The organism is Paraburkholderia bryophila (assembly GCF_003269035.1).
GTDB classification, from domain to species: Bacteria; Pseudomonadota; Gammaproteobacteria; order Burkholderiales; family Burkholderiaceae; genus Paraburkholderia; species Paraburkholderia bryophila.
The window spans coordinates 269,848-291,524 of the sequence record NZ_QLTK01000004.1 but is presented as its reverse complement, the minus strand read 5'-3'; the positions used below and the strand labels follow the sequence as shown (position 1 = coordinate 291,524).

At 64.0% G+C, this 21,677-nt stretch carries 20 protein-coding genes; 11 read left to right on the top strand and 9 right to left on the bottom strand.

Translation table 11 applies throughout. The features are described from left to right. Positions 1–45: 45 nt before the first annotated feature. Entirely contained in the window at positions 46–1,353 is a 1,308-nt protein-coding gene (locus tag BX591_RS10045) for an Nramp family divalent metal transporter (protein WP_111930742.1), read from the bottom strand. Between the two features lie 112 nt (positions 1,354–1,465). Beyond that, on the bottom strand, positions 1,466–2,443 hold the full coding sequence (locus BX591_RS10040; protein ID WP_111930740.1) for a ferritin-like domain-containing protein: 978 nt from the start codon (positions 2,441–2,443) through the stop codon (positions 1,466–1,468). A 489-nt stretch (positions 2,444–2,932) separates the two neighbouring features. On the opposite strand from BX591_RS10040, the gene map reads away from it, so the two are divergent. The 6 genes from map to BX591_RS10010 all read left to right on the top strand — a co-directional run bounded on the left by map (position 2,933) and on the right by BX591_RS10010 (position 7,315). Then, entirely contained in the window at positions 2,933–3,718 is a 786-nt protein-coding gene (gene map / locus BX591_RS10035; protein ID WP_111930738.1) for a type I methionyl aminopeptidase, read from the top strand. 196 nt (positions 3,719–3,914) lie between these two features. Then, positions 3,915–4,448 carry a GNAT family N-acetyltransferase gene (locus BX591_RS10030; RefSeq protein WP_111930736.1) on the top strand — a complete coding sequence of 178 codons (534 nt, stop codon included), beginning with the start codon at positions 3,915–3,917 and terminating at the stop codon, positions 4,446–4,448. A 166-nt stretch (positions 4,449–4,614) separates the two neighbouring features. Further along, positions 4,615–5,463: a septum site-determining protein MinC gene (minC, locus tag BX591_RS10025; protein WP_111930734.1), complete on the top strand. Its 849-nt coding sequence runs from the start codon at positions 4,615–4,617 to the stop codon at positions 5,461–5,463. A gap of 116 nt (positions 5,464–5,579) precedes the next feature. Next, positions 5,580–6,395 carry a septum site-determining protein MinD gene (minD, locus tag BX591_RS10020; RefSeq protein WP_035552341.1) on the top strand — a complete coding sequence of 272 codons (816 nt, stop codon included), beginning with the start codon at positions 5,580–5,582 and terminating at the stop codon, positions 6,393–6,395. 14 nt (positions 6,396–6,409) lie between these two features. Then, positions 6,410–6,679 carry a cell division topological specificity factor MinE gene (gene minE, locus BX591_RS10015; protein WP_035552338.1) on the top strand — a complete coding sequence of 90 codons (270 nt, stop codon included), beginning with the start codon at positions 6,410–6,412 and terminating at the stop codon, positions 6,677–6,679. A gap of 324 nt (positions 6,680–7,003) precedes the next feature. Further along, positions 7,004–7,315 carry a YXWGXW repeat-containing protein gene (locus BX591_RS10010; protein WP_111930732.1) on the top strand — a complete coding sequence of 104 codons (312 nt, stop codon included), beginning with the start codon at positions 7,004–7,006 and terminating at the stop codon, positions 7,313–7,315. A gap of 275 nt (positions 7,316–7,590) precedes the next feature. Here the strand turns inward: BX591_RS10010 and BX591_RS10005 are convergent, their stop codons facing one another. After that, positions 7,591–9,081, bottom strand: coding sequence for a chloride channel protein (locus tag BX591_RS10005; RefSeq protein ID WP_244146931.1), 1,491 nt, complete (start codon positions 9,079–9,081; stop codon positions 7,591–7,593). Between the two features lie 225 nt (positions 9,082–9,306). On the opposite strand from BX591_RS10005, the gene waaC reads away from it, so the two are divergent. Next, positions 9,307–10,311: a lipopolysaccharide heptosyltransferase I gene (waaC, locus tag BX591_RS10000; RefSeq protein ID WP_111930919.1), complete on the top strand. Its 1,005-nt coding sequence runs from the start codon at positions 9,307–9,309 to the stop codon at positions 10,309–10,311. Positions 10,312–10,890: 579 nt separating this feature from the next. Beyond that, positions 10,891–11,031, top strand: coding sequence for a hypothetical protein (locus tag BX591_RS36430; RefSeq protein WP_167444522.1), 141 nt, complete (start codon positions 10,891–10,893; stop codon positions 11,029–11,031). A gap of 4 nt (positions 11,032–11,035) precedes the next feature. Here the strand turns inward: BX591_RS36430 and BX591_RS09990 are convergent, their stop codons facing one another. The 3 genes from BX591_RS09990 to BX591_RS09980 all read right to left on the bottom strand — a co-directional run bounded on the left by BX591_RS09990 (position 11,036) and on the right by BX591_RS09980 (position 13,549). After that, positions 11,036–11,215, bottom strand: a complete 180-nt coding sequence (locus BX591_RS09990; protein ID WP_111930726.1) for a hypothetical protein — start codon at positions 11,213–11,215, stop codon at positions 11,036–11,038. A gap of 110 nt (positions 11,216–11,325) precedes the next feature. Then, positions 11,326–12,633 carry an MFS transporter gene (locus BX591_RS09985; protein WP_111930724.1) on the bottom strand — a complete coding sequence of 436 codons (1,308 nt, stop codon included), beginning with the start codon at positions 12,631–12,633 and terminating at the stop codon, positions 11,326–11,328. A gap of 448 nt (positions 12,634–13,081) precedes the next feature. Continuing rightward, positions 13,082–13,549, bottom strand: a complete 468-nt coding sequence (locus tag BX591_RS09980) for an energy transducer TonB family protein (protein WP_111930722.1) — start codon at positions 13,547–13,549, stop codon at positions 13,082–13,084. A 289-nt stretch (positions 13,550–13,838) separates the two neighbouring features. Here BX591_RS09980 and BX591_RS09975 point away from each other — a divergent pair, with 289 nt between their 5' ends. After that, complete coding sequence (locus BX591_RS09975) at positions 13,839–14,144, top strand: NIPSNAP family protein (protein WP_111930720.1); 306 nt, start codon at positions 13,839–13,841, stop codon at positions 14,142–14,144. Between the two features lie 291 nt (positions 14,145–14,435). Here BX591_RS09975 and argH read toward each other — a convergent pair whose 3' ends face one another. Together argH and BX591_RS09965 are read right to left on the bottom strand one after the other, a co-directional pair. Further along, positions 14,436–15,842 (bottom strand): argininosuccinate lyase, encoded by a 1,407-nt coding sequence (gene argH / locus BX591_RS09970; RefSeq protein WP_111930718.1) that lies wholly within the window; start codon positions 15,840–15,842, stop codon positions 14,436–14,438. 237 nt (positions 15,843–16,079) lie between these two features. Continuing rightward, positions 16,080–16,892, bottom strand: a complete 813-nt coding sequence (locus tag BX591_RS09965) for a helix-turn-helix transcriptional regulator (protein WP_111930716.1) — start codon at positions 16,890–16,892, stop codon at positions 16,080–16,082. Between the two features lie 192 nt (positions 16,893–17,084). On the opposite strand from BX591_RS09965, the gene BX591_RS09960 reads away from it, so the two are divergent. Together BX591_RS09960 and BX591_RS09955 are read left to right on the top strand one after the other, a co-directional pair. Continuing rightward, positions 17,085–17,837 (top strand): class I SAM-dependent methyltransferase, encoded by a 753-nt coding sequence (locus BX591_RS09960; RefSeq protein ID WP_111930714.1) that lies wholly within the window; start codon positions 17,085–17,087, stop codon positions 17,835–17,837. A 153-nt stretch (positions 17,838–17,990) separates the two neighbouring features. After that, the gene (locus BX591_RS09955) at positions 17,991–18,296 is read left to right on the top strand and encodes a hypothetical protein (protein ID WP_146749752.1); all 306 of its coding nucleotides are present in this window, start codon (positions 17,991–17,993) and stop codon (positions 18,294–18,296) included. Positions 18,297–18,341: 45 nt separating this feature from the next. Here BX591_RS09955 and ppc read toward each other — a convergent pair whose 3' ends face one another. Then, positions 18,342–21,485 (bottom strand): phosphoenolpyruvate carboxylase, encoded by a 3,144-nt coding sequence (ppc, locus tag BX591_RS09950; protein ID WP_111930710.1) that lies wholly within the window; start codon positions 21,483–21,485, stop codon positions 18,342–18,344. Between the last annotated feature and the right edge of the window lie 192 nt (positions 21,486–21,677).

Genomic DNA, 21,677 nt, shown 5'->3' with positions numbered 1-21,677 from the left:
TGGATGCAGCGGCGGAAAGACACAGACGGTCGGCGCCTCAGACCCTCACCACGGTGAAATCCCCGCCACCTGCACCAGCAGCACCCCATTCAGCGCCAGCACCGCGACCGTACCGACCACGGCGGCGAGGGTCGTCGAGCGGCGGTTCCGGTAGCGGCCCATCAAGTCGGCGCGCGACGTGAACCACACCAGCGCGATCATCGGCACCGGCAGCGCGATACTCAGCACGACCTGGCTCAGCACCAGCGCGCGCGTCGCGTCGACGCCCCACGCCACCACCACGAACGCCGGCGCCATCGTGATCAGGCGGCGAGCCCACACGGGAATATGAAAACCGACAAACCCCTGCATGATCATCTGCCCGGCCATCGTGCCGACCACCGAACTCGATACGCCCGACGCGATCAACGCCGCAAGAAACAATCCCGCCGCCGCGCCGCCGAGCAGCGGCGTGAGCGTGCGCCACGCGGTTTCGATGCTGGCGATATCCGCATGCCCCGCATGAAACGCGCTCGACGCCATGATCACCATCGCCATGTTGATGAGTCCCGCGACGCCGAGCGCGACCACCACTTCGATGTTCGAAAAGCGCAGCAGTTTGCCGCGCTCGTTTTCATTGCGCGGCGCGACGCGATTCTGCGTGAGTCCCGAATGCAGGAACAGTACGTGCGGCATGACCGTGGCGCCGATAATGCCGACCGAGATCGTCAACGCATTGCTGTCGGGCATGGCCGGCGTGAACGTATGCTTGACGACCGACGGCCAATGCACCGGCGCGATCAGCAATTCCGCGAGATACGACAGTCCGATCACGCCGACGAGCGCGGCGATCGCCAGTTCGAGCGGGCGAAAGCCACGCTTTTCGAACTGCAGCAGCGCGTAGGTGACGGCGGCGGTGATCAGCATGCTCGGGATCATCGGTAGATGCGTGAGCAACGACACGCCGATCGCGCCGCCGACGAACTCGGCAAGATCTGTCGCCATTGCCGCGATTTCGCTGATGCCCCACATGGCCAGCACGTAGCGTCGCGGCAGGGCGGCGCGGCATAACTCGGCGAGATTGTTGCCGGTCACGAGCCCCAGTTTGGCGGACAACGACTGGAACAGCATCGCGACGATATTCGCCACCGCCACCACCCACAACAGCGTATAGCCGTAACCGGCGCCCGCCTGAATATTGGTCGCGAAGTTGCCCGGGTCCATGTAGGCGATCGAAGCGACCACCGCCGGTCCGGCAAACGGCAGCATCGCGCGCAAGCCGCGACGGCGTCCCGCGAGCGTTTCGCGAATGTCGAAACAGGCCTGCTCGGTGAGGGTCTGCGGCACGGCGGCCTGACTCATCGCTTCGTTCATGACTGCTCCTGTCCGTCGTCAAGCGTTCAAGGCAATACGGAGAAAGGCCGGCCAACGGGTGAGCGCGATCGTCATCGCGGCAACCCGTTGCCGGTGCAGCAGACGGCTTGCGTCAGGCGCTCATGTTGAGCACACCGTTCACGCCATTCGGGAAGAAGCCGCCCTTGGTCGCGACCGAACTCGTCAGATAGACGATGTTGAGCACGTTGCTGTAGTTGCGGCTGAATGCGAGACCGTTGCTGTCGAGCGGCACGATATTGGAGGTGCCGGCGGTGGCGCCGGTGATTCCCTGATCGTCGTTGCCGACACCGTCGAGGCTGGCGCGCGCGGCCGAGATCGCGTTGGCGGCCGTGACGAGGCTCGTCATGTCGATCCCTTTCGAATACAGCACCGTGCGCACCAGACTCGCGTGATACGCCTCGGCGGCGAGAATGCCGGCGGCGGCCGACAGGAAGGTCTTGTTGGTGATCAGCGGCGCGGCGCCTTTATAAGCGGTCACACCGACGTCTTCGAAGATGAATGCGCCGAGCAGGAAGTTGTTGTCGCTCGCGTACGGGTTGAAGGCGACGCCCGCGCCGACCAAACCCGCCGCACGCGCCGCGTTCGAAAACGCGCCGTTCGGATTGGTGCCGCCGATGTCGATGGAAGGCATCGCCACCGCCGCCGAACCCAGTGCGCTGCGCAGGAACGCGACGTGCTCGCGTTCGTCGTTGGCGATCTCGTTGGCGTACGCCTGCACAACAGGATCCTGGAACGGCACCTGCTGGCCGGGGATCACCGTGCCCATCGTGCCGACGCCGGCCGTCATGCTGGCGGCCAACCCGGCACCTGTCGTCGCGTACGTATAGAACTGCGATTCGAGATATTCCAGGTTCAGCGCGAAGTTGAGAATCTCCGGATCGGTCGGCGCGCTTTGGGCCGACACGCTCGACCCTGATCCGCCACCGCACGCGCTGATCAGCGTGCCGCCGACCAGACCCAGACCCAGGCCCCCGGCGTTGCGGAAAAACTGTCTGCGTTGCAGGCGCCGTTCGACCCGGCGATCGAGTACATCGATAAGCTCTGCTGATTTGCTGCTGGACTCCGACATGGCCATGCTCCTCAATGGGTTCGCTGCCTATGCCGCGCACTCGCGATGCAACCACGCGCTCGACTGCTGTTCACGCGTTGCAAGACGCAAAAACGCGGACGCAAAGAGGCCTCCGTTCTTCTGAGAAGAACTAAACGATGCAGGCAGAAGAAGCGAGTCCTCACCCGCCTTTACGGAGCGAAACTGCGAGTAGATGCAAACCTCACAAAAGATTTCCGTGTGCGTTTGCAGCATCGCGCGACGCGTATCGGCCGATGGATTTTTCGCGGCGTGTCGCGTTCGGCGCGAAGGCGTGCAACCGGCAAGTTCGACCCGGTTCGCGGAGGTCTGCGCGCGATCCTCTGTACAATTGGCCGATCGATCGCCGGCGTCGACCGGTTCGCCGGGTTGCTTCGTGCAGCAGGGCGGCCACGCCGGTCGTGCAGAGCGGGACGCGGGCAGGTGAATGCGCGGCGTCCTTTGAACCATCGAACCCCATCGACTGAATTCATGGCCATTACCTACAAGACTCCCGACGACATTGCCAGGTTACGCATTTCGGGCCGCCTCGCGGCCGACGTGCTGGCAATGATTGGCGAGCACGTCAAGGCCGGCGTCTCCACCGAGGAGCTCGACGCGCTGTGCAACGACTACATTGTCAATACGCAAAAGTCGATTCCGGCGAATGTCGGCTATCTGGGTTTTCCGAAGACGGTGTGCACCTCGGTCAACCAGGTGGTGTGCCACGGCATCCCGAATCGCGGCGAAGTGCTGAAAGACGGCGACATCGTTAACATCGACGTCGCGATCATCAAAGACGGCTACTTCGGCGACACCAGCCGCATGTATTGCGTCGGCCAGCCGAGCACGGTAGGGCGGCAACTGATCGACACGACCTATGAAGCGATGCTCGCCGGCATCCGCGAAGTGAAACCGGGCGCCACGCTCGGCGACGTCGGTCATGCGATCCAGAAAGTGGCGCAGCGCGACGGCTTTTCGATCGTGCGCGACTACTGCGGGCATGGCATCGGCAAGGTGTATCACGAAGACCCGCAGGTGCTGCACTACGGCCAGCCGGGGCAGGGCGTGCGCCTGAAGCCCGGCATGGTCTTCACGATCGAACCCATGATCAACGCGGGCCGTGCCGGCACCACGGTGTTGCGCGACGGCTGGACCGTGGTTACCAAAGACCGCTCGCTCTCCGCGCAGTGGGAGCACATGATCGCCGTCACCGAGGAGGGCTACGAGCTCCTCACCCCCTGGCCGGATGGCACCGGCAGTTACGAAGCGCCTTGAGCGCGACCTGAACGTGAGTTGCGCGCCGCATCGATCACTCGCCGGCTCCGCATGCCGGACGCCTGAATTGCATGCTCGATGTGCGCACGTCTCGGTCCAAACCTCGCGTGCGGGTCAAATCCGGTCAATAATGATTTGACTCGCGCGCCTGTTCGGTTAAAGCTACGCCTTAGGGTTTCAAGGGGTTTTCGTCTGCATGAGTCCGTCATTGACCGTTCGCCGTATCGCCGCTGATCAGGGCGCCGTTTTTCGCGAACTCCGTACCGCGTCGCTGCGGGAGGCGCCGTACGCCTTCGGCGCCACGCTAGAGGACGCGTTGTCGGCCGATGCTGCCAGTTTCGACGCCGCCGCCGTTGACCGCGCGGTGTCGTTGACCGTCGCCACTTTTATTCTTTACACCGAGGGCCATCCCGCCGGGCTGATCGAAGCGCATTTCGACGACAGCGCGGCGCGCCGCGCGTTCGTCTGCGAACTGTGGGTGGCGCCGGCCGTGCGTCATCTGCGTGGCGGCGAACTGCTGGTCGACACGGCCGGCAGTTGGCTCGCCAGCGAAGGCGCCATGGAAGTCTACGCGTGGGTCGCCGACGCCAACCGCAATGCCATGCGCTTTTACGAAGCGCTCGGTTTCGGTCCGACCGGCGAACACCGGCGCGTTCAGCGTGCGCCGGAACAAGCCGAAAGTCTGCTGGTGCGGCACGTGCCGACCACGTCCCAGGTATTTCAGCAGTGATCTCGCGAGCGGCGCAGCAGCCTGCCGCTCGATTCCCCTCCGCGTCTGTGCAGCGTTCGTGGCGATGTCGTCGGCACCGTCGTCGGTTGCTCCTCGTTGCCACGGCAAAAAAACTGGCCGCGCGCGTGGACGCCTGTAAAATACGCAAAATTTTTTGCCGAACGCTATGTCGCCCAAGAAATCACCCTTTTTCGAACTCCGCAGCGGCTCGGTCGATACGCTCCTGTTCGTGGTCAAGACAACCGACCTCGACGCGATGCGTGCCGAACTGACCCGGCGCTTCGAGGCGACCCCCGAATTCTTTGCCAACGACGTCGTCGCGATCGACGTGCGCCGTCTCGCCGACACTGAACGCGTGCCGCTCGCCGATATCGCGCAGTTGCTCGACAGCGTGCGGATGCGGCCGGTCGGTGTGGTCGCCAATCCGCATCAGACGTGGGCCGCGGAGTCCGCGCTGCCGTTGCTGGAGGCGCGCGACCGTCGTGGCAGCACCGCTAAATCCTCCGAAGAAGAGGCTGCGCAAGCCGCAGCGGCCGCCGCTACACCGAATGCGGGCAATGGCAACGGCAGCGCCCAGGCAAGCCTGCTTCCGCCCGACGGTCCCGCCGACGGCACGCCGGCCAGCGCCGCCGCGGTCGAACCCGTGCCCGCCGCCGAGCCGGTGCGCCTTGCCACGTCGTCGCAAACCACGGTGGTCGACAAGCCGTTGCGCTCCGGCCAGCGGATCTACGCGAAGGGCGATCTGGTCGTGCTCGGCCTCGTGAGCTACGGCGCGGAAGTGATCGCGGAAGGCAATATCCATATTTACGCGCCGCTGCGCGGCCGGGCTCTGGCCGGCGTGCAGGGCAATCACGACGCGCGCATTTTCTGCACGTGTCTCGAACCGGAACTCATCTCGATCGCGGGTATCTATCGAACGACCGAGAACCCGCTGCCGGCCGACGTGCACGGCAAGCCGGTGCAGATCTGGCTCGAAGAAGAGAAATTGATGATCGAACCGCTGCGGCTCACGTAACCGGCGCGACGCGCGCGTTGCCCTGAGCGAATCAACGGCACGCGGCGCAGCACGGCACGGTAGGGCAAATAGGGCCGCACATAATTGACGAATTTGACGAACACAAGGTAAGGGTAATGGCAAAAATCATTGTGGTGACTTCGGGCAAGGGTGGCGTGGGCAAGACGACCACGAGCGCGAGTTTTGCATCGGCCCTCGCATTGCGTGGCAGCAAAACCGCCGTGATCGACTTCGACGTCGGCCTGCGCAACCTCGACCTCATCATGGGCTGTGAGCGTCGTGTGGTGTACGACCTGATCAACGTCATCCAGGGCGAAGCCAATCTGAACCAGGCGCTGATCAAGGACAAGAAGTGCGAGAACCTGTTCATCCTGCCGGCCTCGCAAACGCGTGACAAAGACGCGCTGACGCTGGAAGGCGTCGAGAAGATCATCAACGACCTGATCGCGATGGACTTCGAATACATCGTCTGCGATTCGCCGGCCGGCATCGAATCGGGCGCGCTGCTCGCCATGCACTTCGCCGACGAAGCGCTGATCGTGACGAACCCGGAAGTGTCGTCGGTACGCGACTCGGACCGCATTCTCGGCATCCTGTCGTCGAAGACCAAGCGCGCGATCGAAGGCAAGGATCCGATCAAGGAACACCTGCTGATCACCCGCTACAACCCGAAGCGCGTCAGCGAAGGCGAGATGCTGTCGCTGACCGATATCCAGGAAATTCTGCGTATCGATCTGATCGGCGTGATTCCCGAATCCGAAGCGGTGCTGCACGCATCGAACCAGGGTCTGCCGGCCGTGCACCTCGACGGCACCGATGTGGCCGAAGCCTATAAAGACGTGGTGTCGCGTTTCCTCGGCGAGCAGAAGTCGCTTCGCTTTACCGATTACCAGAAGCCCGGGCTGCTGCAGCGCCTCTTCGGCACCAAGTAAGGGGAGCGCACGTCATGTCGATTCTTTCGTTTTTGCTGGGCGAGAAGAAGAAGTCCGCGTCGGTAGCGAAGGAACGCCTGCAGTTGATCATCGCGCACGAGCGCGCCGGCGGCCACGCGCCCGCCGATTACCTGCCTGCGTTGCAACGCGAACTGGTGGCCGTGATTTCGAAGTACGTGAAGATCTCCGACGACGATATTCGGGTGAGCCTCGAACGCCAGGACGACCTCGAAGTGCTCGAGGTCAAGATCGAGATACCGCAAGCCGGAGCACCGGCGGCCTAACCGGTTGAACGGTTGGTGGTTCAGTTCGTTTCAGTCGACGCGCCGCGTCCGTGATGCACAGGCATCATGTGACGCGGCGCGCGAACGCAGGCTTTGCCGCGCGCCGTTGTTACTTCACGCCGTTCATTCCACGCTTCTCATTCCCAGTCATTCACCTCGCGCTTGCCTCGCAGCGTGTTCTCTGCATTTCCGCTTCGTTTCCGCTCCGCGAAATAATCCGTAGCATTTCCGTGTGGACCGTTACACGGCCGCCGTCAGCCAGTTCGACCCCTCGCGCATTAAACGGATAACGCCGTATCCGGTGTCCAATTAGAGAGGGAAAAAATGAACAAGACCTTGCGTGTGCTGCTTGCCAATACCGTTCTGATCGCTGCCGGCGTCGCCGCCGTGGGATCGGCCTCGGCCGAGGAAGTCGTGATCATCGCGCCGAACGCGCCGCCGCCCGTGCGTTATGAAGCCGTGCCTGCCGCGCGTGTCGGCTATGTGTGGGATCACGGTCACTGGCGTTGGGATCACGGCCGCTATGTGTGGGTCGCGGGTCACTGGCAAGCCGAGCGCGTCGGCTTTCATTGGGTGCCGGGCCACTGGGACGCATTTGGTCCGCATTATCACTGGGTACCGGGCCACTGGGCTTAAGCAGCCCTCTTCAGCGTGACTGGCGCGGCGCGGCTCCAGCCGATTGAGCGAATCGAGCCGCTCGCGCCGCCTTTCCCCGATTGAACATAAGAGCACGCAGGCGCCGCATGAGCGCCTCGCGCGGATACGCGCGCCTGTGTGTCGTGTCCCCAGACTTTCAGGACTCGAGTGATGAAAAAGAATCTGCTTCTGATCGCCATGCTGGCGGTGATGCTGGCCGGTTGTGTCGTCGTACCGGCGCGCCCGTTGGTGGTGCGCGCGCCGGGTGTCGTGGTTTATTGACGCGGCGTGTCGGTGCTGTTTGCGGTGCTGTTTCCAGCGTGGTTTGCGGTTTCGTCCTGAGCGCTGTGCGGGGCTCGATGGTCCGCCGCACCGTCTGCTTCGTCTGCTTCGTCCGCTTCGTCGACGACGGGTTGCGGCGCTTCGACCTCGGGGACTTCCGGCACGGGCGCGGGCGCCGGTTGCGGCAGCGGCTTCATATAGCGCTCCGCCAGCGACTCGTACAACGGCGGCGAGAAAAGACGCGAGACGCGGCTGGCAATCAACGCGGTTGCCATCAGCGAAATCACCAGGGCGTGACCGTCGATCATTTCCATGACGATCACGAACGATGTGATCGGCGACTGCGTGACGGCCGCCAGATAGCCGACCATCGCAAGCGCGATCAGCATGGGCAATTGCATCGAGCCGAACACCATGTGCAGCAGATTGCCGAAGCCGGCTCCGATCGACAGCGACGGTGCGAAGATGCCGCCCGGTATGCCCGGCAGATAAGAGCCGACCATCGAGATCATTTTCAGAAACGGATAGAACACCGACAGATGCTCATGTCCGTCCAGCAGTCCGCGCGCTTCCGCATAGCCGCTGCCGAAGGTCGTGCCGCCCGAGATCAGGCCGACCACCGCGATCGTGAAGCCGCACAGCGCGGCGAACGCGACCGGCCGCTCGCCATGCAATTGACGCAGCGGCGCCGGGATCCAGCGCGCGGTGTTCAGCAGCAGCCAGCCGAACACGCCGCCCGCGATACCGGTGACGATCGCGGTGAGCAGCACCGCGAGCGCCAGCAGATCGGGGAAATGCGCGCCGATCTGGATGGTGCCGAAATAGGTGTAGTTGCCGTTCAGTCCGAGCGCGATCACGCCGGCGATGATGATCGCGGTAATCAGCACGCCGCTCGCGCGGGCTTCGAAGCTGCGCGTGAGTTCCTCGATCGCGAAGACGATCCCGGCGAGCGGCGTGTTGAACGCCGCCGACAGACCCGCCGCCGCGCCGGCCAGCACCAGTTGCCGCTCGATCAGCGCGTTCGAGCGGGGATAGAGCCGCCGCAGATTGAACATCAGCGCGGCGCCCACCTGCACGGTGGGGCCTTCGCGGCCAATCGTGAAGCCGCCGAGAATCGCCAGGAACGACACGGCGATCTTGCCGAACAGAATCCGGAACGACAGCAGGCGCGCGCCGTACTCGCCGGGTTTCGAATGCAGGGTGGCGATGACTTGCGGAATCCCGCTGCCTTCGGCGCCCCGAAAGAACTTGCGCGTCAGCCAGACCGCGAGTGCGGCGACCGCCGGGGTCACGATCAGCGGCGCCCACACGTGCTGTTGCTGCATCGCGCGAAATTCGCCGTAGCCAAAGTCGATCAATCTCGCATACAGGACGGCAATGAGGCCGACGGCGATCGCGCCGAGCCAGAAGACGCCGTATTGCCGCCACAGGCGTCTTGCGCGACGCACGATGCCGGAAGAAAGAAGAGGGTAAGCCCGGGACATGAGGAGGGTGCCGTCGCTGGCGCAAAAGCTGAATTATAGGGGCCGGCGCCGCTTCAAAACCGGAAGAAAGTATTTTGACAGATACGAAAACGGTCTATTGTAAGATTGGCGATGTAATGCATTGTATTAATGACATGTTTGCGTGCTGCTGGCTTCGGTCAAGATTAATCCATTCGTCGGCTAAAATAGTTTGACGTTCGAACAACTAACAGGTCCTCAATGAAGCTGAAGCGAGTCCTTATCGTTAAGGTCACCTCACTCGGCGATATCGTACAGGCGTTGCCCGTGGTCGCCGATATCAAGCGCGCGTTCCCCGGCGTTCAGGTGGACTGGGCCTCAGACGAATCCTTCTCCGAGATGGTGCACTGGAGCGAGAGCGTGGACCGCGTGCTGTCCGCGCCGTTGCGGCGCTTCAAAAAAGCTCGCCGCTGGGCCGATTTCAAGGCGATCGCGGCGTCGATCGCCGAGTTGCGGGCGTACCGTTACGACTACGTCATCGACATTCACGGTGTCTACAAGAGCGCGATCATCGCCTTTCTGGCGCGTTCGGCGCGGCGTATCGGCTATCAGAACCAGGATCTGGGCGAGCGCGGCGCCGCGTTCGCGTACACCGGGCGCTTCGGCCCGCGTCCGCAGTGCGATGCGTGGCATGGCATGCGCGTGAGCACGAGCGAGGCGCTGGGTTATGTCGTCGAAGGCCCGCCCATCTATAACCTGCGTGTGCCCGAGCCGGCCAAACCACCGTTCGGCGGCGAGACCGCGCCGGTCGCGGCGTTTTTTCACGCCACCTCGAAAGACGATAAAAAATGGCCGCTCAGCCATTGGGCCGCGGTGGGTCGCGAATTGGCGCAGCGCGGTTTCAAGGTGGTGTTGCCGTGGGGTTCGGAAGGCGAGCGCGCCGAGGCGGAGCAGATTGCCGCTCAGGTGCCGTGCTCGACCGTGCTGCCGAAAATGAGCGTGACTGAAATCGCGCAAATGATCGACGCCTGCGCGCTGGTGGTCGGCACCGATACCGGCTTCGTCCATCTGGCGCATGCGCTGCTCAAGCGCACCGTCATGATCTTCGTGGCGACCTCGCCATCGCATTGCGGTATCCATGCACCGTTCCGCTCGATCTCGATCGGCGACGGCGGCGCCATGCCGTCCGTCAGCGAAGCGCTCGAAGCAATCGACTACGTCCACGCAGAATCGCACGACGTGGCCTTGCATCATCACGATTCGGCAGCCTGAGCGTTTCTTCTTGCGTCGCAGCGCAATCGTTTGCTGAAAAAGAAAAGAGGCGCGACGCACAGTCCGCCCGAGCGAACGGACGCTGCCACGTTGCGCCTCCAAAAAACGCCCGCGTCGGGGAACAACGGGCGGAGAGGAATCATTGCGAAGAATACGTAGCGCGTGGCGAAGTCGGTTTGCGGCTTCGCGCGCGCATTACACGTCTGTTAAAACTGTCGCTATTCGTTGAGCACCTGATCGTCTACGGCTTGAATCGTGACGCTTTGATTCGCCCGCCTAACCGTGTGCGACGGCGTGTAAATGGATCGCTGCAACCTCCGCGCTCAGGTTGCCGCGCCGCGTAACCGCAGCCAGCAAGGCATGCGCTGGATATCGATGGTCAACCCAGTATAGGCGGTGTTTTCCTCCGATGTGAATCTCACGAAGCGTCAGCTTGGATAGCGCGAAAACGCGCCGCCGAACCTGTAACACCCGCGTGATCTTCCTTTACAAATGGCAACGCCCTTGCGGGGCGCCATCGTGTCCAATCAAATCATTCGGGGTTTCGGCTCGAATGAATCTGACTCGATGGAGAACAACATGAAACGCTTGATCCTGACCCTGATCGCAGGCACTTTGCTCGCCACGGCCCTCGGCGGCTGCATCGTCGCGCCGGCGCCCGGCTACTACTATGGCGGCGGCTACGGCTACTACCATCACGGCGGCTATTACTATCGCTAAGCCTTCATGCCAGCAGCATTTCGAACGCGATGACCGCCGTAATGGCGGCCGCGTTCGCGGCTAGCGCTTCGATCACGATGCCTTTCCAGGTGGCCGGGCGAAAGCGCAAGGCCAGCAGCAGCGAGCACAGCAGCGCCAGCGCAATGATCATCACGACATCCGCGTTGTGGAGATGAATGTTCATCCAGGCCTCCCTGCTTGCCTTAGGGGTATTGAAGTCGAGTATAGGCAAGTCAAAAAGACGCGCAAGGCAGGGAATTTACCCAGAAGTCCGCTGCCTTGCGTCGCTGCGCGTTACATCAGTTGGGTGTCGCGCGTTTCGCGCATGCACAGCACGCCGATCAGGCTGACCGCGGCGGCGATCGACACATACGCGCCGACCCACGGCAGCCCGCCGTGCGCCGCCAGCACCGAGGCGATATAAGGCGCCACCGACGCGCCGAGAATTCCGCCGAGGTTGTACGACACGCCTGCACCGGTATAGCGCACGTTGGTCGGAAACAGCTCGGGCAGCAGCGCACCCATCGGCGCGAAGGTGACGCCCATCAGGAACAGCTCGATCACGAGGAACAGCAGGATCAGCGGCGTCTGTCCGCTGCCGAGCAGCGGCGCCATCGTGAAGCCCGACAGGATCGCGGCGACGATGCCGACGATCAGCACGGGTTTGCGGCCGTAGCGATCCGCCAACCAGGCCGACAGCGGGGTGGCGAGCGCCATGAAGACGACGGCGATGCACAGCATGCCGAGGAACGTCGGACGCGGAATGTGCAGCACCGAGACGCCGTACGACAGCGAAAACGTCGTCGCGTTGTAGAACAGCGTGTAGCAGACCACCATGGCGAGCGCGCCGAGCAGCGTCGGCAGGCCGTGCTGCGACAGCAGCGTCGCGATCGGTACCTTGACGCGTTCCTTGCGTTCGATCGCGGCCTTGAAGGCCGGCGTTTCGGCGATTTTCAAACGCACGTACAAGCCCAGCGCAACCAGTACCGCGCTGACGAGGAACGGCACGCGCCAGCCCCAGCTGCGGAATTGCTCGTCGCTCAACGACAAGGCCAGCGCGAAGAACAGTCCGTTGGATGCCAGAAAACCGACCGATGGCCCCAACTGCGGGAACATGCCGAACCAGCCGCGTTTGCCGGCCGGCGCGTTTTCGGTGGCGAGCAGTGCGGCGCCGCCCCATTCGCCGCCGAGGCCGATGCCTTGCCCGAAGCGCAGCACGCACAACAGGATCGGCGCGAGGCTGCCAATCGAGTCGTAACCGGGCACGAAGCCGATCAGCGTGGTCGACACACCCATCACGAGCAGCGACGCCACCAGCGTCGATTTACGGCCGACCCGGTCGCCGAAATGGCCGAACAGGAACGAGCCGATCGGTCGCGCGACGAACGCGATGCCGAATGTGACGAAGGCCGACAGAGCCTGAGCGGTCGCCGAGCCATGCGGAAAAAACACCGGTCCGATCACGAGCGCCGCGGCGGTCGCATAAACGTAGAAATCGTAGAACTCGATCGCGGTGCCGATAAAGCTCGCGAAGATGATGCGCGTGCTGCTGTTCTGCCCGGCCGCATCGGGCTGGGCCGCGGAAATCGGCGAAGTGGACATGCAAGGTCTCCTGTTGTCGTGGATGCCGGCGGTCACCGTGTGTCTCGACGCGGTGGCGTGCGTGTGCCCGGCATCTCTGTTTGGGTTCGTGCGCTTGGGGCCCTGCTCCGGCGACGGCCGTGGGCCGGGGTGCGGCCACCTGCGGCGTGGGCGACGAAGCAACAGCTTACAACGGCGGCTGGCCGTGTTCGCGCAGGAATGCGGCGATACCAGGGAATAACCCGGGAAATAAGCAGGGGCTTGCGTGACGCGTGCGGGTAGCGCGCCAGCGCAGCATCAGGGCCGACGCCGCGCCGACGGGTGAGTGGGCGGCGTGAGCCATGCCGGATCGAACCGGCGCAGGGCGTCGCAAAATTATAGCGAGCTTGCGGCGAGCGCGGGCTCGGCCCTGCAAGGCGGGGCGAGGCGCTGTGAAGGAGCGCGTCTGGCTCGACGCGGCAAGGCGCTTTCAGTCGATGGTTTGCGCTTGCGGCGAGGCCAGCTCGCGCAACTGGAATTTGCCGTCGTCGTTGAAGAGCCAGTCTTCGAACAGTTCGAGCTGGCCGCGTCCGTCGAGCAATTTGCCGGGCGGTTGCGGCAGCGGCGAAGCGCGCCGCAAGGTGGCGAGCGCGGTGCTTTCGGCTTCGTCGTCGCCGTTGGTGCGATACACCGACGAGTCCAGCACGCGACCGTTGCGATCCACCGTGAACGACACCACCACCAGCGAGCGCAGCATGGCTTGCGGCGTGCCGCGCAACACATAGGACGGATTGCGTTCGATGATGCGTCGCGCGACGGCGTCGCGGTACTGATCGAGCGTCGCGCTGTTGATGGCGGCGGGCGGTATCGTGAGAGCGGGGCGGGTCGGCGGCGTGAACGTGCAGGCGGTCACGGCGAAGGCCATCGCCATCAGGAGGGCCTTGGCCCATCCCGACATCGCACTCCGCGCGCAGCGGGACAAGACGCCGATGCACGAGACGAGCCATGCGCTGAAGCGCGCCTTGCAGGGTCCGGTGAAGCGGCGAACGTGACGTGTGCGGGTAAGCATGGTCGCGGCGGCATTGAGGCGGGGTGTAGTTGGATGGTAGTCAAAAAGCGCCAGGTTTCAATGAGCGTTGTCCCTGCGTGCCATCGAAACTGCCAGCGAAACGCCTGCGCCGCGAACTGACCTATCATGTGTCGCGCCACTCCTCCATTCACCCATTCCGACACGGAAACCGGCAACCATGGTCACCTGCTATCTGCGCTACATCATCGACCCGTACAAGCTGAAAGAATTCGAGCATTACGGCAAGCTGTGGATTCCTCTGGTGGAGAAATTCGGCGGCCGGCATCACGGCTATTTCTTGCCGTCCGAAGGCGCGAACAACGTCGCGCTCGCGATGTTTACATTCGACTCACTCGCGGCTTACGAGGCTTACCGTATTCAGTCGATGGACGATCCCGACTGCCAGGCCGCATTCGCTTATGCGCAGGAAACGCGTTGCATCGAGAGCTATGAGCGCAGTTTTTTTCGTCCGGTTTTTGCCTGAGTTCGACCCGTTCGGCTCGCCGGCGCGGGCCACACCGCAGCTTGTAATAGCCTGAAATATGAGCAGATTTGTTTGTGGCGCAAACGCGCCTACACTCTGCTGGCCTCTTTCGGGAGGCATCGGTGGAAGTCTTTCATTTAGCCCGCTTTATGCGGGCTATTTTTTTGCGCGGCGCATTTTCGCGTCAGGCTCAAGACGAAAAAAAGCGAACCCGGTTCAAGGATTCGCTTTCTATCGCGCCAGCAATGAGCACGCGGCAAGGCGCACTCATCGCCCACCGCGCGCGCCGCATTATTGCAATGCCGCCCGCGCTGCCTTCACCGCCGCCAGCACCTGTTCCGGCGCCGTACCGCCCGGATGATTGCGGCTCGCCACCGACCCCTCCAGCGTCAGATACGAGAACACGTCGTCGCCGATCAGATGCGCGACGTTCGGCAGTTCCGCGCGCATTTCCTCGAGCGACAGATCCGCCAGATCGCAGCCACGATCCGCACAGACCCGTACCGCCAGCGCGACCGCTTCGTGCGCGTCGCGGAACGGCAGGCCGCGCTTGACCAGGTAGTCGGCCAGATCGGTTGCGGTGGAAAAGCCTTGCAATGCGGCATCGCGCATGGCTTGCGGCTTCACCGAAATACCCGCGACCATTTCAGCGAAGATGCGCAGCGTGTCCGCGACCGTGTCGACGGTGTCGAACAGCGGTTCCTTGTCTTCCTGATTGTCTTTGTTGTACGCGAGCGGCTGGCCTTTCATCAGCGTCAGCAGCGCGATCAGATGGCCGTTCACACGGCCGGTCTTGCCGCGTGCGAGTTCCGGCACGTCCGGGTTTTTCTTCTGCGGCATGATCGACGAACCGGTGCAGAAGCGATCGGCCAGATCGATAAAGCCGACGCGCGGGCTCATCCACAACACCAGCTCTTCGGAGAAGCGCGACACGTGCGTCATGACGAGGGCCGACGCGGCCGTGAATTCGATCGCGAAGTCGCGATCGGAAACGGCGTCGAGCGAGTTTGCGCAGATGCCGTCGAAGCCCAGCGTTTTCGCCACCGCGTGACGGTCGATCGGATAGCTGGTGCCGGCCAACGCGGCGGCGCCCAGCGGCAGGCGGTTCACGCGCTTGCGGCAATCGATCATGCGCTCGGCGTCGCGCGAAAACATTTCGACGTAGGCGAGCAGGTGATGCCCGAACGTGACCGGCTGCGCGACCTGCAGGTGCGTGAAGCCCGGCATGATGGTCGACGCGTTCTTCTCGGCCATGTCGACGAGCGCCACGCGCAGTTCCGTCAGCAAGGCGCCGATCCGGTCGATCTCGCCGCGCAGCCACAGACGGATATCCGTCGCGACCTGGTCGTTACGCGAGCGGCCGGTGTGCAGGCGCTTGCCAGCGTCGCCGATCAGCGCGGTCAGGCGCGCCTCGATATTCAGGTGGACGTCTTCCAGGTCGAGTTGCCACTCGAACTCGCCGCGCTCGATTTCACCCTTGATCTGCGCCATGCCGCGTTGGATCGCGGCGAGGTCGTCGGCGGCGATGATTTTTTGCGCGGCCAGCATCGAAGCGTGCGCGAGCGATCCCTCGATATCGACGAGCGCCAGACGCTTGTCGAAGAAGACCGACGACGTATAGCGTTTGACGAGCTCCGACATCGGCTCCGAGAAGCGAGCCGACCAGGCTTCGCCTTTTTTGTGCAGTTGGGACGTCATGGTGTTGGGCAGTTAGGCAGCGGTTAGGCAGCAGTTAGGCAGCGGTTGAGCGAGCGGTGAAGAGGCTGACGGCGCGATTGCACGATGCGTGCAAGGTGCCGCCGAAGCGCGGAAAGACAGGGATTTTAACACCGGCAGGGCGGCCCGAAGACGGGGCGATGAGCAGCGAACCCGCTGCCATCCCGGCGAACGGGTCGGGACACGCACGCTGAGCGGCGTCTCGAGTGCTACATGCGGCTACTCGCGCACTAGCACCACCAGCTTCAGATCCTCCCGATGCGCGGGTTTGAACGTGATCTGGTCATACACGATACGACCGTCGCGCGGATGGTTGAATTCGCGCCGCCCGCCCTCGCGGCCGCCGACGTCCTGCGACGCCCAGAAGCGCGTGAACGCGTCGCTGGCGGCGCTCAGCGAGTCGATCAGGGCGCGCGTGGGCGCGTCGTTCAGATGCCGGATCGAGTCGGCGCGAAATTCGGCGGCGAGCCGCCGCGCGCGCGTTTCCCAGTCGACGATCAGCTCGCTCGCGGCGGGTTCGGTGAAGGTGTAGCGCAGCAGATTGCGGTCGTGCGCGCCATCCAGCCAGCCGACGAACAGATCGGCGGCGCGCTCGTTCCACGCCAGCGCGGTCCACTGACGGTCGAGCACGTAGGCCGGCGCGTTGACCAGCCGCACGGTTTCGAGCAGCGTAGCGGGCGCCTCGGCGGCGGCCGGGTCCGGCTCGGCCGGATCGCGCTGGGCGGCCAGCTCGAACAGATAGGCCCGCTCGGCGCGCGACAGCTGCAACGCGACCGCGATCCGCGCGAGCGCTTCGGCGGAGGCCGACACCGGCCGTCCTTGCTCGATCCACGTGTACCAGGTCGGGCTCACGCCGCACAATTGCGCGACTTCCTCGCGCCGTAGGCCGGGCGTGCGGCGGCGCGGGCCCGGCGGCAGGCCGACCGCTTGCGGCGACAGCCGCTCGCGGTGGGCGCGGATGAAGTCGCCGAGCGCGCGGGCAGGCGTGGCGTCGAGCGGCGGCGGGTGGTCGGCGGTAGGCGGCGTGGTCATTCTGTGCGGGCGGTGCGTAGCGGGAATTATCAGGCGATCTTTTGGGGGTGCTTTCGATACCAGAATAATTGCTTAACTTGTACTGGTACACGACGCGCCCTATTGTAGCGGCAGGAACGCTGCAACGCCTTCCCGTGTCAGCTGGGTTTCACCCTTGGGTTCGACCCGATAACCGATAACCGGAGCCTCCCCATGAAGCATCACGAACAGGTCGCCGACGCGTTCGGCTCGACCGCCGCCGCGTACTTGACGAGTCAGACCCATGCCACCGGCGCCGATCTGCAGACGCTGGCCACGGCGATCGCCGCCACGCCGGACGCCACGGTGCTCGACATGGGATGCGGCGCCGGCCACGCGAGTTTCGCCGTCGCGAAACAGGCGAAAGAGGTGGTCGCCTACGACATCGCGCCGCAAATGCTCGCGACGGTCGAAGGCGCGGCGAACCAGCGCGGCCTCGCGAACATCCGCACGCAGCAGGGCGCCGCGGAAAAGCTGCCGTTCGCCGATCACACGTTCGACTGGGTTATCAGCCGGATGAGCGCGCACCACTGGCACGACGTGCCGCTCGCGCTTACGGAAGTGCGGCGTGTGCTGAAGCCGGGCGGCAAGGTATTGTTCATCGATATCGCCGGCAGCGATCATCCGTTGCTCGATACGTACCTGCAGGCGGTCGAAGTGCTGCGCGACGGTTCGCATATCCGCGATTACCGCGCGGACGAATGGGTCGCGTTTTTCGAGGCGGCGGGATTTCAGGCATCGATTCGCGAGCGCTGGCGCATCGATATCGAATTCGATTCGTGGGTGGCGCGCATGCGCACACCCGAACCGCGAGTCGTGGCGATCCGCTCGCTGTGGGCTCATTCACCGGACGAAGTGCGTGCCTATTTCGGCGTGCAGGAAGACGGCTCGTTCAGGCTCGACGCGCTGATGGTCGAAGCCGCCTGAGTTCTGACGCGGCATGGCGCCATGCCTGCGGCGAAAGTTCGCAATCTCACGCGCTGGCCAAATTGTGGCGCGGCGGGCTGATACGCTTGCGGTCGTTGAATAACCGGAAGCGTCGTCAGCATGCTGCGTCCAATCGTTTGTTTCGCCGCGGCCGTGGCCGCGTTGCCGATGTGCGTATCGGCGGAAAACTATCAGGACTATTATCGCCAACGCGGCACGACCCTGCCGCGTGCCATTGCGTCAGACCCGATCAACCAGCCCAATGACGTTGGCCGCCAGCCCAATGGCATCGTCGACGGGGCGACCATCAACATGTCGCGCGAAGCACGCCGCGAATTCGAAGCGCGTCAGCGATCCGAACTCGACGCGCGCAACGCGGCCGATCAGGCGCGCCGCAATCCCGAGATCCAATTCAACATCCGGCCGCCGGAAATGCCGAAGCCGGTCACGGCAGACTGATCCGCGACCGGCTTCGGTGTTCAAGCAAGCGCCCCGGGCGGGCGCTTAACCCGTATTGCGCAACCCCGCCGCAATCCCGTTGATGCTCAGGTGAATCCCGCGCCGCACGCGCGCGTTGGTGTCGCCCGCACGGTGACGCTTGAGCAACTCCACCTGCAAGTGATTCAGCGGATCGAGGTACGGGAAGCGGTTCTTGATCGAACGTGCGAGCAGCGGATTCTCCGCGAGCCGCTCGTTCTTGCCGGTGATTTCCGACAACACCTTCGAGGTGCGTTCCCACTCCGCGACGATCCGCTCGAACACATGCTTGCGCAGTTTCTTGTCGGACACCAGCGCTGCGTAACGCGAGGCGACCGCGAGATCGGTCTTCGCCAGCACCATGTCCATGTTCGACAGCAGGTTCGAGAAGAACGGCCAGCTCTTGTGCATCTTCTTCAGCAACGTGAGACGGCGCGCGCGTTCGGCGTCGCTCGGCGCGCTATCCAGATGCGCGGCCACCGCGCTGCCGAAACCGTACCAGCCGGTCAGCAGCAAACGGCATTGGCCCCACGAAAAGCCCCACGGAATCGCGCGCAGATCTTCGATCTTGCGTTGCTTCGGATCCTGCAGCTTGCGCGAAGCCGGCCGGCTGCCGATGTTCAGTTCGGCGATTTCCGCGATCGGCGTGGACTCGAAGAAGTACTCCTTGAAGCCCGGCGTTTCATAGACCAGCGCGCGGTACGACGCCATTGCCGCGTCGGACAACTGCTGCATGGTTTCCTCGAACTCCGGCAACTGCGTGGGCGTATTGCCGTGCGGCAGCAACGACGCTTCGAGCGTCGCGGCCACGACCGTTTCCAGATTGCGCCGGCCGATTTCCGGATTGCCGAACTTGCTGGCGATCACTTCGCCCTGTTCGGTCAGACGGATCTGACCGTCGACGGTGCCCGGCGGCTGCGACAGAATCGCCTGGTAGGTCGGACCGCCCCCGCGACCGACGGTGCCGCCGCGGCCATGGAACAGCCGCAGCGTGACGCCGCGCTGATTGAATAGCGACACCAGCGCGAGCTCGGCGCGATACAGCTCCCAGTTCGACGTGAGGAAACCGCCGTCTTTATTGCTGTCCGAATAGCCGAGCATGACTTCCTGCTCGTTGCCCTGATGTTCGATCAGTGAGTCGACGCCCGGCAGCGAAATCAGGTCGCGCATGATGTGCGGCGCGTTGCGCAAGTCGGGGATCGTTTCGAACAGCGGAATCACCATCAGGCCTGCGCGCGCCGGATCGTTGGCATCGCCCAGGCGGCCGTGCAGCAGGCCGGTTTCCTTTTGCAGCAGCATCACTTCGACCAGATCGCTGACCGTTTCCGTGTGCGAAATGATGTAGTTGCGCACCGCGCGCGCGCCGAATTTTTCACGCGTCACACGGGCTTCCTCGAGCACGCCGAGTTCGCTCTTCACGAGGTCGGAATACTCGGCATACGGCAGGCGCAATGGACGCGGCTGCGCCAGTTCGGCGAGCAGCACGGCAAGTTTGTCCGCTTCCGACAGCGCCGCGTAGTCTTCCACGACGCCCGCGCGCTTGAGCAATTCGGCGATCACCGCTTCGTGAATGTCCGAGCTCTGACGCAGGTCGATGCTCGCGAGATGGAAGCCGAACACTTCGGCGGCACGCGCGAGCGGCGACAGACGTGGCGCGGCCAGCGGCGCACCGTGATGCTCGGCGAGCGAGTCCATCAGCACATGCAGATCGCGCACGAAGTCGGCGGCGTCGTCATACGGAATCGCACGTACCGGCGCCGCGCCGCGACCGGCGCTGCGCACCGGCACACTGCCTTCGCCCAGCCGCACGCGAGCGCTGGCGGCCAGCCGCGTGTACATGCCGATCAACGCGCGGCGATAGGGTTCGTCGGTGCGGTGCGGCGACTGGTCGGGCGAGGCGGCGGCGAGCGCCTTGAGCGGCTCGCTGGCGCCGGCCAGCAGGTTCGACACCGACAACTCCGCGCCGAGCTTGTGCACCTGTTCCATGTAGTGTTCGAAGATCACCGCGGCCTGGCGGGTGATCGCGTTTTCCAGCGTTTCGGCCGTGACGTTCGGATTGCCGTCGCGGTCGCCGCCGATCCAGCTACCCATCTGGAAGAACGGCGGCAGACGCGCTTCGAGGCCGTGTTCCGCGAGCGCTTCTTCGATATCGGCATACAGCGCCGGAATCTCTTCGAGGAAGGTGGCGCGATAGAACGACAGCGCGTTTTCGATTTCGTCGGCCACCGACAGACGCGTGTCGCGCAGCATGCGCGTTTGCCACAGCGACGTGACGCGCGCGCGCAGCATCGCTTCATTGTGCGTGCGTTCGCGATCGGTCAATTGCTGGTCACGCTCGGCCAGCAGACGGGCGACGTCGTGCTGCGCGTCGAGAATGCTCTTGCGCTGCACTTCGGTGGGATGCGCGGTCAGCACCGGCACGATCAGCCCTTCGTTGAAGAACTGCTGCAGTACCGGCGTCGCGGCCGCGCCGGCGGCGACCAGCCGTTCGAGCGCATGGGCGATCGTGCCCGGCTGCGAGGTCGAACCGGCCAGCGCGTGAATCCGGTGGCGGCGATTGCGGTGGCGGTCTTCGGCGATATTGGCCAGATGCGAGAAGTAGCTGAACGCGCGCACCACGCTGACCGTTTGCTCCGGGCTCAGCGAGCGCAGTTTCTTGTCGAGCGTTTGCGCGGCCGCGCTGTCGTCCTCGCGGCGAAAGCGCACAGCCGTCTGACGGATCGTTTCGACGACGTCGAACACCGCGTCGCCTTCCTGTTCACGCAACACGTCGCCGAGCAGGCGTCCCAGATACCGGATGTCCTGGAACAGCGGGTGATCTTTGTCCTCGCGCGTGCGGCCGTTGGTTTTCGGTGCGGGCACCTTGTTGTCTTTCGACACGGCTTGCAGTTGGGGCGCCGGCGTGGCCGACGTGGCTTTCTCGGCCTTGACGGTTTTCGCGGGCTTGACCGCCTTGGCGGCCGTGGACGTTTTAGCGGATTTGCCGACCTTGGCGGCGTTGGCCGGTTGGGCGGCACGGGCTGTTTTGCCGGCGCGTTTGGCCGGTGTCGACTGCGTGGCGCTCGCGGCGGAGCCGGCGGAAGCGGTAGGCGCCGCGGCGGTGTCGGCCGCGTTGGTGTTGGGCGATGCAGTGTTGCGGCGGGCAGGGCGCGCCGATCCGGAAGACGTCACGATGGGTTTCCTCAGGGAAGCCGGGGTCTGTTGAGTGATGAACTGCTACTGCGGAACTGCGCTACGGACTGCAATGTGAACAGCACTAACGATAGATGCCGATGGAGAGCGGCTGTGGAACCAGCACGCCGAACCGCCGGAACGCCGGTGAGGGTGACCGGGCGCCGACTGCGATGCACGCCGGCCGGGTCG

What these genes read in the sequence shown, in the direction of transcription:
- BX591_RS10045 (WP_111930742.1), bottom strand. Translation starts at nt 1,353, where the DNA reads ATGAACGAAGCGATGAGTCAGGCCGCCGTGCCGCAGACCCTCACCGAG.
- BX591_RS10040 (WP_111930740.1), bottom strand. Translation starts at nt 2,443, where the DNA reads ATGTCGGAGTCCAGCAGCAAATCAGCAGAGCTTATCGATGTACTCGAT.
- map (WP_111930738.1), top strand. Translation starts at nt 2,933, where the DNA reads ATGGCCATTACCTACAAGACTCCCGACGACATTGCCAGGTTACGCATT.
- BX591_RS10030 (WP_111930736.1), top strand. Translation starts at nt 3,915, where the DNA reads ATGAGTCCGTCATTGACCGTTCGCCGTATCGCCGCTGATCAGGGCGCC.
- minC (WP_111930734.1), top strand. Translation starts at nt 4,615, where the DNA reads ATGTCGCCCAAGAAATCACCCTTTTTCGAACTCCGCAGCGGCTCGGTC.
- minD (WP_035552341.1), top strand. Translation starts at nt 5,580, where the DNA reads ATGGCAAAAATCATTGTGGTGACTTCGGGCAAGGGTGGCGTGGGCAAG.
- minE (WP_035552338.1), top strand. Translation starts at nt 6,410, where the DNA reads ATGTCGATTCTTTCGTTTTTGCTGGGCGAGAAGAAGAAGTCCGCGTCG.
- BX591_RS10010 (WP_111930732.1), top strand. Translation starts at nt 7,004, where the DNA reads ATGAACAAGACCTTGCGTGTGCTGCTTGCCAATACCGTTCTGATCGCT.
- BX591_RS10005 (WP_244146931.1), bottom strand. Translation starts at nt 9,081, where the DNA reads ATGTCCCGGGCTTACCCTCTTCTTTCTTCCGGCATCGTGCGTCGCGCA.
- BX591_RS36430 (WP_167444522.1), top strand. Translation starts at nt 10,891, where the DNA reads ATGAAACGCTTGATCCTGACCCTGATCGCAGGCACTTTGCTCGCCACG.
- BX591_RS09990 (WP_111930726.1), bottom strand. Translation starts at nt 11,215, where the DNA reads ATGAACATTCATCTCCACAACGCGGATGTCGTGATGATCATTGCGCTG.
- BX591_RS09985 (WP_111930724.1), bottom strand. Translation starts at nt 12,633, where the DNA reads ATGTCCACTTCGCCGATTTCCGCGGCCCAGCCCGATGCGGCCGGGCAG.
- BX591_RS09980 (WP_111930722.1), bottom strand. Translation starts at nt 13,549, where the DNA reads ATGTCGGGATGGGCCAAGGCCCTCCTGATGGCGATGGCCTTCGCCGTG.
- BX591_RS09975 (WP_111930720.1), top strand. Translation starts at nt 13,839, where the DNA reads ATGGTCACCTGCTATCTGCGCTACATCATCGACCCGTACAAGCTGAAA.
- argH (WP_111930718.1), bottom strand. Translation starts at nt 15,842, where the DNA reads ATGACGTCCCAACTGCACAAAAAAGGCGAAGCCTGGTCGGCTCGCTTC.
- BX591_RS09965 (WP_111930716.1), bottom strand. Translation starts at nt 16,892, where the DNA reads ATGACCACGCCGCCTACCGCCGACCACCCGCCGCCGCTCGACGCCACG.
- BX591_RS09960 (WP_111930714.1), top strand. Translation starts at nt 17,085, where the DNA reads ATGAAGCATCACGAACAGGTCGCCGACGCGTTCGGCTCGACCGCCGCC.